Origin of the sequence: Exiguobacterium sp. KJ 601, assembly GCF_027161185.1 — a bacterium.
Lineage (GTDB): Bacteria > Bacillota > Bacilli > Exiguobacteriales > Exiguobacteriaceae > Exiguobacterium > Exiguobacterium profundum.
This window is the reverse complement of record NZ_JADHZG010000001.1, coordinates 1197491-1211667: the sequence shown is the minus strand read 5'-3', so window position 1 is coordinate 1211667 and position 14177 is coordinate 1197491. Positions and strand designations below refer to the sequence as shown.

The window sequence follows — 14177 nt, the reverse complement described above, 5'->3', positions numbered from 1 at the left end:
ACTTCAACCATTGTAGCTGAAATTTGAACGGTTGACAACTTAAATTCGAAACTTGATTTTACGTTCAGTCAGCGCTAAAATAAGGCGTGTTCATTGAATAAGGAGGGATTTTGATGCATCAGGATGCAAAAAACGGTTGGATTCAACGTCTGACTTATGTAATAGAAATCGATGACATTAAAGTGCTCCACCCGAACAACGGCGTGTTCGCCTTCTACCGAAATAATCGTCTCGTCCGAGGGTTTGAACCGTTCGACATCAAGGCACCGAACGAACTCTCGAAACGACCTTATCATTTTGACCATCACAATTTAGCACATCTCGAGGAGCGCTTCCCGGACGCCATTCCAGTGTTCGATGAAACGCATGAGACGCGTCGCGCTTGGAGCGACCGTGTCCGAGTCGGTCTTTGCGAAATCATCCGAGATGGGAAACTCAGTTTCGAGCATATTGATGACCAAGGGAACGTATTAGAAGCGAGTATCCGTTGGTGTGGAGAAGCCATCACCATCGATTAAATAGAAAAAGCCGTCTCTCCGTTAGGAGCAGGCGGCTTTTTGTCTTACAAGGTCTCTGTGACCGGAGGCTCGTCTTCGATGATCGGTGGCTCAAAAGATGTCGTCACCACTTTTTCGCGAAGGTCCGTCGGTTTAAGAATGACCGTCAGCTTCTGTGTCGTATTCCCTCTTACCGGAAATGTCCCGGCGATGTGGAGCGCTTCGTATAAGACCTTCCCATTTGAATCAAGTACCGTGACCGTCCCTTTTCGTGTCGTATGAATCGTGAACGTCCCTTCCTCCGACACCTTCACAGAAACTGCCGTCTTCAACGTGTTGACATAATCAATCGTTCGGCTCGTGTAGCGCTTATGTTTTCCGTCCGTTACTTGACCGACGATGCGGTATTGTCCGCTCGGTAGCCAATCTCCACTCGAATACATCGTGAACGACCGATTTGGAGTAAGTGTCTTGACTTTCTTGTTCCCTTGATACAGTGTGAACGAGGACTTTAAGTTCGAATGGTTCATGACACTCAACTTGACATCATTCACGTATCGACTCTTCCACACCGAAGGGGCAGAGATATGAATAGGGCGAGCCGTTGCCTCTAGCAGTTTCATCGCATTCAATTCCGTATAAGACTTTCCGGAGGCTTTTGGCATCTTCGCAATCAACTGGTCGATCTCACCAGGTGTCAAATAAGGATTGATCGATTTGACGAGCGCGAGGCTCGCCGTGACCATCGGTGCCGCCATCGAGGTCCCGTCCATAAAGATAAAGCGGTTATTGATTCCTAGAGAGAGGATGTTCACACCTGGCGCCACGATTTTGACACGATCGTCCATATTGCTAAAGCTCGCGAGACGATGTCTAGAATCGATTGCACCGACCGCGATTACCTCTTTCATGTTTGCAGGAAAATTGATCGTCTGTTTTCGATCATTTCCAGATGATGCGACGATAATGACCCCTTTCGCCCTTGCCCGTTTAATCGATGTGGCCAAACGACTATCATAATCATCCCCTCCAAGCGAGAGGTTGATGATGTTTGCCCCTTTCGCTACAGCCGTATCCACTGCATTGGCGACCGTCCAGGAGTCTGTTTTATCTGAATTCACCCCGTAAAACACATTATAAAAGTGATAGCGGACGTTCGGCGCGAGTCCGGCGATCCCAAAACGGTTATGTTTCCCGGCCATGATCCCAGCGGTATGTGTGCCATGAATATCCGCAGTGTATGGACCTTTCATGGAATTGACGACACGAGGAACGTTCTTCAAATCCGTATGATTACGGTCAGCTGACGAGTCAATCAGCGCCACAACGATATCAGTTGCGCCTCTCGTCTTATTCCACGCCAAATCCATACCGATTTGCTTCACATAATATTGGCTCGTGACTTGTGGTTCTGAGACGACGTAACCATGTTTCTTAAGGATGACCGGCTGTGCTGCATCTACTCCGACCGGCAGTAAAAGGGCAATCGCTGTCAAAAGGGCAATCTTTTTCATTCCTTCCGCTCCATTCCAAACTGATAAAGTGACTCCATTATCTCAAACTTTGGATTAGATTTCCCTTTTTTTGAATAAAAAGTTGTCGCTAAGTTTACCAATAGCTCGGCTCATCCGGGTGCAGCATATCAAACTCGACAATCCGTCCAATCGTCAAGTACGTATAGTAGCGCGCCAGTTCCACCCGGCTTGGGTCGGGACGGAATCCCTCGAGGTCCTCTCCAAGTGGAGAACCGTCAATGGTCTCAAACTGCTGGCAAAAAAAAGACTCCGTTTCAGCGTCCCAGACGATACGATCTCCGATATATCCGCTTCCGAAGCGAATGTAATCGATGATCGACGGAACGATGACTTCTGCTGGCAAGCGTTCGCTCATCCGACCAACGAGTTCATATCGCAGACGATCTGCCTGATCGGCTTCCTCAAGGGATGCACATTTGAGTACTTCTTTATTGATTTCAATCAATACGACATAATCCCCAGATTCGATGGAGAGCTTCATTGCCTCACCTCACTTTTTCATTCCTACATCCGATTCTCTACAAGTCATTATTCGAGATAAATGGTGGGAATCCTGTCCATTCCTCATTTTTTTCCAAATCGCAGTTGAGTTCACAACATTCTAACTGTTTTTGTTATACTAATCATATGAATTAAGAGAGGAAGTGCACCATGGCCAAACGACCGCTGACCCCTCGAGAAAGTGAGTTGATTGCGACCGCGTTATTTGTTGTCGGAAGCGTTCCCTATTCAGGACATATCGATCGTCTCGAATCCCTCACCTTACGTGATATCGCTGATGACTATTTGAATGGAACTGCCACTTCCGCAGACGCGATCGACGCACTCGACCAATACATCTACGTCCGGCGTCATCGTTTTAAAAACGTGACCCCTCACAACCTTTGGACATTGGATGATCGGACTGAACAAGAAGCATTGCGTCATATTTCCAAACGACCCGAATTGAAAAAGGGTCAGACGTTGAATAAACGGAATCAACCGTTTCAAGCAGGACAAGAAATCGAGTTCAAGGTGGACAAACATGTCGACCGTGGACAATTCCGCATCTACATCGGAAAACTTCAAGGGTATACGTGTAAAGCCCAGTCAAAAGAACGTGAAAAGCTGAAGTCAGTGTCAGGATGGATCACACATATTGACCCGAAAGACCGATTGGTATTTGTCAACGTGACAGACTTCGGACGGATGCCAATCGAACCTGCAATGAAACAAGAACTTGAATCGATGAGCGCTTCGATGCTCGGTTGGTTCGCCACGGCAACAATCCCTTCTGAAGAAGAAGCGCTCCTTGCCAAACGGATGATTGCCACGTTGCAGCGGCGCGATCAACCGTATTGGTTCACGCTGACGACCGCGTTGAACCACCCTCGCCCAGAACATGTGAAACGCTGGGGAACAGTCGTGAATCTTCTCGTCAAAGCGAGTAACGGTGACCAAAAGGCCATCCAAACATTAGAGACTCAAGAAGACAAATACTTTAAGGATGCGTTCATCCGCGCCCTCCGTGCCCTTCATCAAGAGATGACGAAGCAATAAAGCTGATACGATTCGAGGTGACTCCGCATGGGTCACCTCGTTTCGTGTCGAACCTATTTAGGAAAGGAACGACCGCTATGCGTATACTCATCGTAGAAGACGACCCCTCCATTTTACGCCTTGTGAAAGAAACGTTCGAGGATGCGGGTCATGAGGTGTTGACAGCGACCGACGGGAACACAGGCGAAGAACGTTTCACGATGCAACCAATCGATGCCGCGATTGTCGACATCATGCTCCCAGGGCTTGACGGTCGTGAATTGTGTCGACGACTCAAGGCGACTCTCGATATTCCCGTCATTTTACTAACCGCTCTCGATGAATGGGAGGATAAGCGTCAAGGATTCGTTCATGGGGCAGACGACTATGTGACCAAACCCTTCATCCCTGAGGAGTTACTCTTTCGATTGCAAGCCGTCTCGCGACGTTATCAACGTTCGGCCGCTTCACAAATTCAAGCTGGTCCTCTTCGACTCGATTTAAGAGAATACGAGGTGACGCTTGAGGGTCAGCTGTTCTATCTCCCTAAAAAAGAGTTTGAACTATTATTTCAACTCGCCTCTTTTCCGGGAAGAGTGTATCGTCGTGAGGAGTTAATTGATTTGGTATGGGGATTTGATTTCGAGGGGGATGAGCGAACAGTTGATGTTCATATCAAGCGACTTCGTAATCGGTTCGATCACCCTGCTTTGTCGATTCGAACCGTACGAGGTGTTGGATACTCGCTCGAGGTGAACGGATGAAGACACTCTACACGCGAATCATCGTCACGATGTTCTTGATTTTACTTCTATCCGGAGCCATCTCCCTGTTGATCAGCAATGTGGCTTATTACAAGTGGTGGCAACCTTCCTATAGCGAGAAGACGGAACGGGTCGCCAAAATAGCGGAGTCGTATGTCGAGAACCATACCGATTTAGACTATGATGCCTTCTATACTTTCTTAGCTGCGACCGGATATCAACTGGTCGTCGTGGATGCGACTGACGAACGTCGACGTTTTGGCGGTGCCTTTCGGGATGAGACTATCTCTGACACAGTGATTCAATCCGTTCGGAACGGGGCTCCATATCAGGGAATGCGTGACTTTCCGTTTCATCTCTTCTTGCTCGGATTGTTCGATAACGAACTGACGAACACATATGGATTTACACTTGAAAACGGGGACGTCATCTTTATTCGTCCGGATTTGAGTGCCCAAATCCGCGAGTTACATCTGTTCGTCGGTCTATTTTTCGCACTCGTCACCCTCTTGGCATTTGGCTTGATTGCCATCTCGACAAGGTCCCTGGTCCGCCCGTTACAGACGCTCACGAATGCGACCACATCCGTCGCCATGCGTAAAGCTCCGGAACATCTCCCCGTCGAGCGTCAAGATGAAATCGGAACGTTGGCACGACAATTTCAAAACATGTCAAATGAGATCGATCGTACCGAAGCGAGACAGCGACGATTCGTTTCGAATGTCTCCCATGAATTTCAATCTCCTTTGACCTCCCTAGGTGGCTATGCAGAAAAATTAGCTGACGGTACGGAAGGTGAATCAAGAGAATATGCGCGTGTCATCGAACAGGAGACGAAGCGTCTATCCCAATTGACGAAACAACTGCTGCTTTTATCACGATTGGATGAAAATCCCCCGATTCTCGAGACGAACGTGAATGTGCTTCAATCGGTATCCGAAGTCATTCAAACGAACGCTTTCATTCTTGATCAAAAAGGGATCGCCGTCGTTACCGACATCCCACAAGACGTAGTCTTGAAGAGTGACCCGGTTCTACTCGCACAAGTTTGGAACAATGTATTGATGAACGCCGTTCATGCTTCACATGATGGAGGCACCATCCACATCACCTGTACCGTCGACCCAGGTATCGTCATCTCGGTTAAGGATGAAGGGGTTGGGATGGACGACGAGACAAAAGAGCACCTGTTCGACCGCTTCTATCGCGGGGACACGGCTCGAACGACTCAAGGGACAGGTCTCGGTCTTGCCATCACCTCAGATATCATCGACCTACATGGCGGAAACATCACAGTCGAGTCAAACCTCGGAACCGGCACCACGGTTCATTTACATTTTTGATGTCGTTCATATTCTGTTCATATTGATTACGTACACTTCCTTCATCAGCACTTGAAGGAGGTTTTTTTATGCAGTTAGGTTGGAAAGAGATGTGGAGACAGAAAAGAAAGTTTTCCATGTTGTTCGTGATCACATTATTGATTGTCATGTTGACGACACTCATCACAGGGCTAGCAGACGGGCTCGCATATGATAACGGTTCTGCCTTGCACGAATTGAATGCTACGACGTATCAACTTGATCCGGACTCAGAAGGTCAATTGACACGATCATTTATAGACGTCACAGCGGATACTTCAAACGAAACGATGAGCGTCCGACAGCTCACGGTCACGATTGATGGAAAAAAAGAAGAGGTCACGCTATTCGCCCTTCCAAGTGGAAGTAATATTGGCCCAGGTACTTATCTAGAAACAGGTGAAGTCTTGTTTGACCCAAGTCTTTCAGAACAGCTTGGAACAGGTGACACGTTAACCGACTTTGCGTCCGAATATCGTTTTACGATCGCCGGTGAGGCGCCTGGACGCTACAGTCATGGACCGGTGATTTACACGACGAACGAGACGTGGTTCGATTATTTGGATTACTCCGAACAACGTCCATATGTATCGGCTGAGATTGGAACGGAATCCACGATGTCCAATCCGCTCGTCATGAGTCAACAAGATTTGATTGAGTCGGTTCCTGGATATAGTGCCGAGCAAAGCACATTCACGATGATGCGTGCTTTTCTACTCGTGATCGGAACGTTTATTTTGACCGCATTCTTTTATTTGTTCACGCTTCAAAAGTTACCTGAACTCGGAATTCTGAAGGCAATCGGTCTCTCTCCTCGAATCATCGGACGGGCACTGCTCTTTCAGGTCATCGTCATCGTATCTGCCGCAGTCGCCACATCGATCGGGTTCATGTACGTCGTCGATGCGTTGATTCCATCATCGTTACCGTTTCTCGTCGACTTCGGTCATGTCGCGCTATTCGGATCCATGTTCATTTTCTTATCTGTTCTTGGCGCGTTGTTACCGTTATGGAAACTACGTCAAATCGACGCAATTGAAATCATAGGAGGAAAAGCATCATGAGGTTAAGCCATGTATCACATCAGTTTGACGGTCAGCTCGTATTGAATGACATCGAGTTACATGTATGGCCAGGGGAATGCGTTGCCATCGTCGGTCCGAGTGGTAGCGGGAAGAGTACATTGTTATATATCCTCGGTCTATTGCGAAAACCAGATCAAGGAGCATTTTTGATGAACGAACGGGACGTATTCGAATTAGATGAGGAACAACGTCGTCTGTTACGTCTACATGAAGTCGGGTTCGTGTTTCAGCAGGCCCACCTGATTCCCTACTTGACGGTGCTCGAGCAACTTGAGCTGATTCAGGAGAAGAGACAGATAGATGCGAAACAACTATTGACCGACCTCGGCTTAGGACACCGCCTGCATCATCTCCCGTCGACATTGTCGGGAGGTGAAAAGCAACGTGTCGCCGTCGCACGTGCCTTGATCAACTCCCCGCAACTCATTTTGGCAGATGAACCGACGGCGAGTCTTGATTATGAGAATGGACGCCGTGTGATGGCGTTATTGGCCAAACAAGCGCATGAAGAAGGGAGACGTGTCGTCGTCATCACACATGATGAACGCATGCTCGATGTGTGTGATCGCGTCCTTCGCGTGATTGACGGTACCTTGACCGAGCTCAACAAGGAAGAAGGGCATCACGACCAATTTGATGCAATTGATGAGTGAGCCATCCTCCAAGGCGAATGGCGACAAGGATTGATCCGTTCTCCGAAATGGTTGCCTCTTCGATGTTCATCAATCGTTCGATGATATGATTCGATTCGAGTCGAATCCCCGAAAGACAGGAGAGTGCGCGAACGATTTCCTCTGGTCGACATTCGACTAGACGCGCAATCTCTTGTACCTCGGTGAGGAGGCTTGTTTGATTATATAGAAAATAACGGTCGAGAATAACATCAAATACGAGTCCGATGATTCGTTCATCTCCTTCAATCGTCCACGAGAACGTTACTCCCCGTTCAAGCATCCCCTTTCTGTCGCTCAACACCATTTGTATCATTCGATAGATCTTTGACCTCTCCATATAGATGTCCCCACCCTCCTGCTGTTGTCACTCCATCGTATCGTTCAAGATCATGCCTTTCCATGTGCCTTGATTCCTGATATTCACACGATTATGTTCTGTATGCCCTCTCCTTATATAAGAAAACAGGACCGTATCGATTCGTTTCGGGTACAATAACGTTGAAAGGAGTCGGTATTAATGCAACGAAAATGGAAAATTGGATTGGCATCACTTTTCACAGGCTACTACGCGGTCAGCTACTATGCCTTCAAACGAATGACGCGGGGCAAACGAAAGACTCCGGAGATGTTACTCGCTCCATATACGGACGAAGATCGCAACTTTTATCATGACGTACCGTTCGAGCATGTCTCGATTCAATCTCGTGATGAGTACCGCCTCTACGGGCGTATCTATCGGAATGAGGGGTCAACAAAATGGATTGTGTTCGTACATGGATATACCGCATCACATAGTTTCATGGCCCCTCACCTCGCCATGTTCCATCGTCTCGGCTTTAACCTGCTTGCCGTCGATTTACGTTCACACGGGGAGTCCGAAGGAATTTATGCCTCATATGGTTTCCATGAAAAAGTCGATATGATCGACTGGGTGGACTGGTTGAAGACAGAGGAAACAGTCGATCAAGTCGGGCTTCACGGCGTCTCGATGGGAGCGGCCACCGTCTTGCAGACGACTCCGCTCACGAACGTCGACTTCGTCATCGCAGAATGTCCGTTTGACGATATGAAACAATTGATGCGTTATCAACTGAGAGAGTTACACCACATCCCAGCCGAGCTCATTTTACCGGGAATCGACTATTTCCTTTGGTCTCGTGCCGGGTTCACGATGAGACAAGTCCAACCAAAAAAGGCCGTCACGGAAACGACGACCCCAATCCTATTCGTACATGGTTCAAAAGATGATTTCGTCCCGACGTGGATGTCGGTCGAAATGAATGCATTGAACCGGAAGAACGACTTGGTATTGATTGATGGCGCAGAACATACCGATTGCATGATCAAGGACGCTCCTGCGTATGAGGAGGCGGTCACTCGCTTTTTGCATCGACATGGATTGGACCGGCAATCAAATCAAGTAGCACATGTAACACCATGACCGGCCAAAGGACACCCATCCCTAAATAGAGGATACCTAGTCCGAATCCAACGATCCCTGTCGTGAAGACTCCCTTTATCCCTTGATAGGCGTGGGCCATACCGAAAAGGGCGCCCCCGATTAAGGCGAGAGTCACATCCGGCACCTCGATATAGAGGGAAATCGTGTATAGCAGGACTCCTCTGAATATGAATTCCTCGGTCACGCCAGCCGTGACCGAGACGGCGTTCCAAGCCTGTTCTTCTGCTTTTGTCCGGGGTAGTAGCATCTTCTCTAAATCGAGCTCATAGTAAGGGCGTAACACATGTCGGAGACGTGCTGATGTTTTGACCAACAGATAAAAGACGAGTGTCACGGTGACTAGGATGCATGACAAGTAAAAGACTTGCCATGCCTGTTCGTTCCCCGCTTCTGGTCCGAACCTCAATCCGACTTCTGATGGCGGTACTTGAAATAAAAAGATGAGGGCAACAATCAACAAGGTCAGCCCCCATGCCGATTTCACGGTTTGTTCATATACCCATGCCCGTCCTCTCGTTTCAATCAAGGGACGAATCAATTTGGCATTGAAGATTTGAACGATCAGCATGTAGCCGATAATGGCTGTAAAAATCAAACGTTCAAGCATCCATATCCACTCCTGTCCTTCCTCTTAGCTATATGCTACACTATTCGGGTATTGTCTAAAAGCTAGGAGGCGGTATCTTGAAACGTATGATGCTGCGACTGACCGGTTTCATTATTGTGCTCGTGCTTTTGCTCGGGGCAGTCGGCTGGCTCGGTCAACATGATAAAGTGAACAATGGATTGTATCGAACCTATTATGGAGAGAACGGTGTTCCGAACACACATCTGGCCGTCTATCAAGACGCTGCTGAAACATATGACGTGGACTGGCGCCTACTGGCTGCCGTTCACCGTGTAGAGACCATCTTCTCACACAGTTCGTCGATGCGTTCGTCTGTCGGCGCGATCGGACCTTTTCAATTCATGCCCCGTACTTGGCTCGGTTGGGAATATGATACCGATGACCAAAAAGGCGATGTCCCAGAAGACGAAGTGGATTTGACGGACCTTGCCTTGATTGAACAGTATGGCGGACTCGGTCGCGACGGGAACGGCGATGGAAAAGCTGACCCACATAGTCTAGTTGATTCTGCGCACACGGCGGCGTATTATTTAAGTGAACACGGTGGAAAAAAGACAGATTCAGTCACATCCGTCCGAAACGCTATCTTCGAATACAATCGAAGTGAGCAATATGTCAATGATGTCATGACGTACTTCGAGAACTATGAATCAAGCGTGACGTTCATGCCTGATGAGCGTGATACGCTTAGTCAACGAGTTGCTTATTACACGATTCGATATGTCGAGTGGTTTAAATCGCTCGGCTGATGCTTACATGAAAAAGTGAGGAATGGAAATGAACACGCATGTAGAAGAAGTAACCATCCGCGTCAAATCAATCTTCAATGAAGATAAAACGAAACGCTATATGCGAACGTATGAGTTCACCGATGTGGAGGATGGCGTCATATGCGCCGTCATTATTTACTCGCCGCGGATGAGCGATGCCTTTTTGTCTGGCACGACGACACAGCGTGCTTATATGTTGATGCAAAATCATTTGTCACAACCGATTCGAGAAATGCGGGTCATCAGTCTCGTCCCGACACTCGCCATCAATGACAACCTTCCATACGTGGAGTCTCAACTCGATGAGACGAACTACCATTACGTCGAAGAGACGTTACAAGAGGTAGAAGCAAGCGGCGGGATGATCATCGTCGGTTGGGGGTCTCCAGGTCGCTTGATGCACCACGCGACATCTTACAAATCGCTCTTTGCGGATTATGAAGCGAACATGTATTGCATCGGTACGACAGCAAAAGGCGAGCCACAACAGATTCGAATGGCAAACGAGAATACCGTTCTCGAGGCGTTCAACAACGAATCGGTCAAACCGAAGTTTCGCATCGTGAAAGAAACGAAAAAAGACGACTCTCCGTGAGTCGTCTTTTCATATGCCGATCCAAATGGAAAGGCCAAACAGTGTGAAGAATATACCGGACCATATGTAATCGGACGGTTTGACGTCAATCCGCTCATAGACGGTCCGTTTCCCACTCGTGAAACCCCTCGCCTCCATAGAGAAGGCGACCCGTTCCGCACGTCGGATCGAACCTGCCAACAGCGGGAGAAGGAGTTTCGGTACATGACGAATCCGTTCCCATTTCGTATCGAGCGGAACGCCGCGAAGACGATGCGCGTATTGAAGCTGATACATCTCCCGTTGCATCAACGGAAGGAAGCGGAATCCGACGAGCGCGCTGTAGGCAATCGTCGGTGAAAGCCTCGCCTGTTGCATCAAACTCATGACGAAACGTTTCGAATCGGTCGTCAACATGAAGAGGAGCGACAATACGGTGAACGCCAATACACGGAGACTAAGAGACGTAGCGACGCGCGCCTCTTCTTTTGAGATATCTTGACCGAGAAGGGTTACCCACGTCTCGCCCCCGAGCTCCTTCCCAAACACGAGTGTCGTCCAAAACGTCCCGAGCGCCGTGACGAGAAAAGGAATCAAAAACAGGCTCCACTTCTTCCAGCACACGTCCGTCGCCAGCAATTGAATCGTCAACGTACCGACGATGATGACGAGCGGGGTCCAAGGGTTATAAAACAAGGCAAGCCCGAACATGATGATTGTCATCGTCCCGAACTTGATTGTCGGATTCATATCATGGAGTGACATCGTTGTCGTCCTCCCGCTAGTCGATAATGACGAAGTCTCTCCGTGTCCTCCCAAAGCTCATCCCCGAATGGTCCTGAGAGTTCTCCATCCTTCATCAAATAGAACGTATGGGCGATATTGGCGAACGATAAGTCATGGGTCACGAACAGGATCGTCTGTCCCTTTGCCGCATGTCGCTTCATCAAAATCTCTAGTGCATGGAGTGACGGTTCATCTTGGCCAGCCGTCGGTTCATCGAAGGCAAGCAACTGTTTGTCGGAGAGTAACTGGATCCCGACGGCGAGTCGTCGCTTCTGTCCATGACTGAGTGACAATGGATGGAGGACTCGTTTATCCTCGAGGGATAGCTCCTTTAGTACGTTATCAATCGATTCCTCATGACCAAACTGTAGCTCTTGCTCGACCGAGTTCATGAAAAATAAGTGTTCCGGAGATTGAGGGACGAGTCCGACCCGGCGATCAGACTCCGTCAAACTTCGTAAAAACGTCGACTTTCCACTCCCATTTGGTCCTAATATGGCAATCACTTCCCCGATCCGAGCTTTTAGGGTCACTCCTTTTAATCGAAATGTGTCACGCTGCACCTCGTCGACCACATAGTGTTCGACTGCTTGTCGTGGCAATGACGATCGTGTGAATGAAAAATCATCGACCGGTTGAAACGGCTTGTTCCGTACAATCCGTCCTTGATCGAGTTCGATGTGCCAATCAAAAAAGTCTCCCCACAAGTGCGCGCGATGTTCGACAACGATGACGTTCACGTTGTCCAAGTGATCGAGCCAGTCGACAAATCGATTCGCGGTCACTGGATCAAGGTGTGTCAACGGCTCATCGAGAAGCAACCATTCCGGTTGTCCGACCATAGCGCAAGCGACGGCGATCCGCTGTTTCTCCCCTCCTGACAAGGAATCGATGTGACGATTTCGGTAATCGGTCAGTTGGAGTGACTCGAGAATCTCCGTCACGTGCTGATCGATGACCTCGACCGGCGTCCGCAAATTTTCGAGTGTGAAGACGAGTTCCTCTTCCACCCGTTCCATCACGAACTGCGTGTCCGGGTCTTGGAATACCGTCCCGACCCGCTGATTGATCTCGCCTGGTGCGTAGTCGTCGTGAGAGCATCCCAGTAGTTCGAGTCTGCCTTCCAGGATTCCATCACAATTCTCTGGATAGAGACGATTTAACAGCGCGAGCAGGGTCGACTTCCCGCTTCCGCTCGCTCCTGTCAAAATCGTGCGTCCAGGTTTTATGGATAGTGACACATCTTTTAAGATGGTGTCCAGACTTTCGGGGAATCGGAATGAAAGCGATTCTGTTTCAACCATGGACGTTCCCACTCCGAGCGATCGCATAGCCGCGAAGCGACCCCGTCTTGAGCAACAGGTCACTGAGCAACTTCCCACCGATTCCTGCGATGACCATGCCACTGACCGCCCGCAGCCCGAACATCGTCGCTACATATCCTGGTTCAAGCATCGCAAATCCGCTCATGAAGTAAGTGTACACGAAACTCGTGACGGCCGAGCCAAATCCAGCAAGCATGAGAACCCAAAGCTCGTATCGACGATAACCTGTCATCGCAAAGACTGCTTCCGCCCCAAGACCTTGGACGATGCCGACCAAGATGATGCGCGGTCCGATCGCATTCCCAATCAACATTTCAATCGTCGCTGCCATCACCTCCGAGATGAAGGCCGCACCTGGCTTCCGAATGATATACGCCGAGATGATTGACACGATGAACCAGATACCGAAAATCCATTCATAGGCGATCGGTCCAATCAACCCTGCCCATAAGTTCCCGATATGAACAAACAATAAGTAGACGACGGCAAAGACGACAGACAATACGGAGACGAGGACGACCTCTTTCAATTTCCACGATTTAAGCATGTTGTCCTCCATGTGACGGACTGTTCACACTGAACGTCACCGTCATGACGACGTGTCGATTCTTCTCGCGTGTCCGGTTGAACGCCGACTCGTAATACGAGAACACATCATCCAAGTTCCCATGAATGCCTGACGCGTAGTGCATGGAGTCATTATAGACACCCGCCTGTTTCGCTTGCTCGATTTCTTCATAGATGAGATCCATATAGTTCTCCGCCCCCATCGGATAAAGCGCGAACTGTGACGAGACATACTGTTCTCTTGAAATTCCATTCAGTGGTTGTGGTGGTGCCTCGAGCACCTCATCCCCTGCCGAATCTCCCGGACATCCGACAGAGAAGGTTCCGCTCATCGAGACATGGCGTCCTTCCTCCGAAGCCAGGCTTAAGACGGTCCGTGCGACGTCGAACACGTGCTCGGCGCGACCTCGGATCACGGTCGACACGTCATCCGTATGTCGCCACACACCCGTCATATTCGTTCCTTTCAATGCCCCTTTGATCGTCCCGACAAAGTCATCTGTCATTGGGCTAAGCGTGAAGCGAAATCCTACAATCGGACTCGTGCCACATGATTCATTCATCTTGTTTCCCCCTCTATATGTGTTTGCATAAAAAAAGCCGCATTCATGAGAATGCAGCAACAAAATCT

At 49.0% G+C, this 14177-nt stretch carries 18 protein-coding genes; 9 read left to right on the top strand and 9 right to left on the bottom strand.

The window, feature by feature from the left end:
- Nucleotides 1-113: 113 nt before the first annotated feature.
- The gene (locus tag IRJ25_RS06210) at nucleotides 114-518 is read left to right on the top strand and encodes a hypothetical protein (RefSeq protein ID WP_012726372.1); all 405 of its coding nucleotides are present in this window, start codon (nucleotides 114-116) and stop codon (nucleotides 516-518) included.
- Between the two features lie 44 nt (nucleotides 519-562).
- Here the strand turns inward: IRJ25_RS06210 and IRJ25_RS06205 are convergent, their stop codons facing one another.
- A complete protein-coding gene (locus tag IRJ25_RS06205) occupies nucleotides 563-2011 on the bottom strand; it encodes a S8 family peptidase (protein ID WP_214781211.1) in 1449 nt (482 codons plus the stop codon).
- Between the two features lie 94 nt (nucleotides 2012-2105).
- Entirely contained in the window at nucleotides 2106-2513 is a 408-nt protein-coding gene (locus IRJ25_RS06200) for a hypothetical protein (RefSeq protein ID WP_074036967.1), read from the bottom strand.
- Between the two features lie 170 nt (nucleotides 2514-2683).
- Here IRJ25_RS06200 and IRJ25_RS06195 point away from each other — a divergent pair, with 170 nt between their 5' ends.
- The 5 genes from IRJ25_RS06195 (at nucleotide 2684) to IRJ25_RS06175 (ending at nucleotide 7413) form a co-directional block, all read left to right on the top strand.
- Complete coding sequence (locus IRJ25_RS06195) at nucleotides 2684-3571, top strand: hypothetical protein (protein WP_196430765.1); 888 nt, start codon at nucleotides 2684-2686, stop codon at nucleotides 3569-3571.
- A 77-nt stretch (nucleotides 3572-3648) separates the two neighbouring features.
- The gene (locus IRJ25_RS06190; RefSeq protein WP_159562351.1) at nucleotides 3649-4314 is read left to right on the top strand and encodes a response regulator transcription factor; all 666 of its coding nucleotides are present in this window, start codon (nucleotides 3649-3651) and stop codon (nucleotides 4312-4314) included.
- Complete coding sequence (locus tag IRJ25_RS06185) at nucleotides 4311-5657, top strand: sensor histidine kinase (protein WP_269317926.1); 1347 nt, start codon at nucleotides 4311-4313, stop codon at nucleotides 5655-5657. The genes IRJ25_RS06190 and IRJ25_RS06185 overlap by 4 nt, the downstream gene beginning before the upstream one ends.
- A gap of 68 nt (nucleotides 5658-5725) precedes the next feature.
- Entirely contained in the window at nucleotides 5726-6739 is a 1014-nt protein-coding gene (locus IRJ25_RS06180; protein WP_269317925.1) for an ABC transporter permease, read from the top strand.
- A complete protein-coding gene (locus tag IRJ25_RS06175; RefSeq protein ID WP_269317924.1) occupies nucleotides 6736-7413 on the top strand; it encodes an ABC transporter ATP-binding protein in 678 nt (225 codons plus the stop codon). The genes IRJ25_RS06180 and IRJ25_RS06175 overlap by 4 nt, the downstream gene beginning before the upstream one ends.
- Here the strand turns inward: IRJ25_RS06175 and IRJ25_RS06170 are convergent.
- Nucleotides 7364-7714 (bottom strand): hypothetical protein, encoded by a 351-nt coding sequence (locus IRJ25_RS06170; RefSeq protein ID WP_264092558.1) that lies wholly within the window; start codon nucleotides 7712-7714, stop codon nucleotides 7364-7366. The two genes, IRJ25_RS06175 and IRJ25_RS06170, sit on opposite strands and share 50 nt — an antisense overlap.
- A complete protein-coding gene (locus IRJ25_RS06165; RefSeq protein WP_264092559.1) occupies nucleotides 7707-7835 on the bottom strand; it encodes a hypothetical protein in 129 nt (42 codons plus the stop codon). Before IRJ25_RS06165 ends, IRJ25_RS06170 begins: the two co-directional genes overlap by 8 nt.
- A 116-nt stretch (nucleotides 7836-7951) precedes the next feature.
- Between IRJ25_RS06165 and IRJ25_RS06160 the strand changes: the two genes are divergently transcribed.
- Nucleotides 7952-8875 (top strand): alpha/beta hydrolase, encoded by a 924-nt coding sequence (locus IRJ25_RS06160; RefSeq protein WP_269317923.1) that lies wholly within the window; start codon nucleotides 7952-7954, stop codon nucleotides 8873-8875.
- Here IRJ25_RS06160 and IRJ25_RS06155 read toward each other — a convergent pair.
- Nucleotides 8808-9503 (bottom strand): CPBP family intramembrane glutamic endopeptidase, encoded by a 696-nt coding sequence (locus IRJ25_RS06155; protein WP_214781220.1) that lies wholly within the window; start codon nucleotides 9501-9503, stop codon nucleotides 8808-8810. The two genes, IRJ25_RS06160 and IRJ25_RS06155, sit on opposite strands and share 68 nt — an antisense overlap.
- 86 nt (nucleotides 9504-9589) lie before the next feature.
- Here IRJ25_RS06155 and IRJ25_RS06150 point away from each other — a divergent pair, with 86 nt between their 5' ends.
- Nucleotides 9590-10273, top strand: a complete 684-nt coding sequence (locus IRJ25_RS06150) for a lytic transglycosylase domain-containing protein (protein WP_230872907.1) — start codon at nucleotides 9590-9592, stop codon at nucleotides 10271-10273.
- Nucleotides 10274-10301: 28 nt separating this feature from the next.
- Nucleotides 10302-10889, top strand: coding sequence for a DUF1643 domain-containing protein (locus tag IRJ25_RS06145; RefSeq protein WP_012726384.1), 588 nt, complete (start codon nucleotides 10302-10304; stop codon nucleotides 10887-10889).
- A gap of 9 nt (nucleotides 10890-10898) precedes the next feature.
- On the opposite strand, the gene IRJ25_RS06140 is transcribed toward IRJ25_RS06145, so the two are convergent.
- Genes IRJ25_RS06140 through IRJ25_RS06125 form a run of 4 tightly spaced genes read right to left on the bottom strand, consistent with a single transcriptional unit; the run spans nucleotide 10899 to nucleotide 14109 of the window.
- Nucleotides 10899-11633, bottom strand: a complete 735-nt coding sequence (locus tag IRJ25_RS06140) for an energy-coupling factor transporter transmembrane component T family protein (protein ID WP_214781222.1) — start codon at nucleotides 11631-11633, stop codon at nucleotides 10899-10901.
- A complete protein-coding gene (locus tag IRJ25_RS06135; RefSeq protein ID WP_269317922.1) occupies nucleotides 11615-12958 on the bottom strand; it encodes an ABC transporter ATP-binding protein in 1344 nt (447 codons plus the stop codon). Before IRJ25_RS06135 ends, IRJ25_RS06140 begins: the two co-directional genes overlap by 19 nt.
- The gene (locus IRJ25_RS06130; protein ID WP_012726387.1) at nucleotides 12951-13526 is read right to left on the bottom strand and encodes an ECF transporter S component; all 576 of its coding nucleotides are present in this window, start codon (nucleotides 13524-13526) and stop codon (nucleotides 12951-12953) included. Before IRJ25_RS06130 ends, IRJ25_RS06135 begins: the two co-directional genes overlap by 8 nt.
- On the bottom strand, nucleotides 13519-14109 hold the full coding sequence (locus IRJ25_RS06125) for a Ykof family thiamine-binding protein (protein ID WP_214781227.1): 591 nt from the start codon (nucleotides 14107-14109) through the stop codon (nucleotides 13519-13521). The genes IRJ25_RS06130 and IRJ25_RS06125 overlap by 8 nt, the downstream gene beginning before the upstream one ends.
- Between the last annotated feature and the right edge of the window lie 68 nt (nucleotides 14110-14177).

What these genes read in the sequence shown, in the direction of transcription:
- IRJ25_RS06145 (WP_012726384.1), top strand. Translation starts at nt 10,302, where the DNA reads ATGAACACGCATGTAGAAGAAGTAACCATCCGCGTCAAATCAATCTTC.
- IRJ25_RS06200 (WP_074036967.1), bottom strand. Translation starts at nt 2,513, where the DNA reads ATGAAGCTCTCCATCGAATCTGGGGATTATGTCGTATTGATTGAAATC.
- IRJ25_RS06135 (WP_269317922.1), bottom strand. Translation starts at nt 12,958, where the DNA reads ATGGTTGAAACAGAATCGCTTTCATTCCGATTCCCCGAAAGTCTGGAC.
- IRJ25_RS06210 (WP_012726372.1), top strand. Translation starts at nt 114, where the DNA reads ATGCATCAGGATGCAAAAAACGGTTGGATTCAACGTCTGACTTATGTA.
- IRJ25_RS06175 (WP_269317924.1), top strand. Translation starts at nt 6,736, where the DNA reads ATGAGGTTAAGCCATGTATCACATCAGTTTGACGGTCAGCTCGTATTG.
- IRJ25_RS06150 (WP_230872907.1), top strand. Translation starts at nt 9,590, where the DNA reads ATGATGCTGCGACTGACCGGTTTCATTATTGTGCTCGTGCTTTTGCTC.
- IRJ25_RS06160 (WP_269317923.1), top strand. Translation starts at nt 7,952, where the DNA reads ATGCAACGAAAATGGAAAATTGGATTGGCATCACTTTTCACAGGCTAC.
- IRJ25_RS06185 (WP_269317926.1), top strand. Translation starts at nt 4,311, where the DNA reads ATGAAGACACTCTACACGCGAATCATCGTCACGATGTTCTTGATTTTA.
- IRJ25_RS06155 (WP_214781220.1), bottom strand. Translation starts at nt 9,503, where the DNA reads ATGCTTGAACGTTTGATTTTTACAGCCATTATCGGCTACATGCTGATC.
- IRJ25_RS06180 (WP_269317925.1), top strand. Translation starts at nt 5,726, where the DNA reads ATGCAGTTAGGTTGGAAAGAGATGTGGAGACAGAAAAGAAAGTTTTCC.
- IRJ25_RS06165 (WP_264092559.1), bottom strand. Translation starts at nt 7,835, where the DNA reads ATGGAAAGGCATGATCTTGAACGATACGATGGAGTGACAACAGCAGGA.
- IRJ25_RS06140 (WP_214781222.1), bottom strand. Translation starts at nt 11,633, where the DNA reads ATGTCACTCCATGATATGAATCCGACAATCAAGTTCGGGACGATGACA.
- IRJ25_RS06195 (WP_196430765.1), top strand. Translation starts at nt 2,684, where the DNA reads ATGGCCAAACGACCGCTGACCCCTCGAGAAAGTGAGTTGATTGCGACC.
- IRJ25_RS06130 (WP_012726387.1), bottom strand. Translation starts at nt 13,526, where the DNA reads ATGCTTAAATCGTGGAAATTGAAAGAGGTCGTCCTCGTCTCCGTATTG.
- IRJ25_RS06170 (WP_264092558.1), bottom strand. Translation starts at nt 7,714, where the DNA reads ATGCTTGAACGGGGAGTAACGTTCTCGTGGACGATTGAAGGAGATGAA.
- IRJ25_RS06205 (WP_214781211.1), bottom strand. Translation starts at nt 2,011, where the DNA reads ATGAAAAAGATTGCCCTTTTGACAGCGATTGCCCTTTTACTGCCGGTC.
- IRJ25_RS06190 (WP_159562351.1), top strand. Translation starts at nt 3,649, where the DNA reads ATGCGTATACTCATCGTAGAAGACGACCCCTCCATTTTACGCCTTGTG.
- IRJ25_RS06125 (WP_214781227.1), bottom strand. Translation starts at nt 14,109, where the DNA reads ATGAATGAATCATGTGGCACGAGTCCGATTGTAGGATTTCGCTTCACG.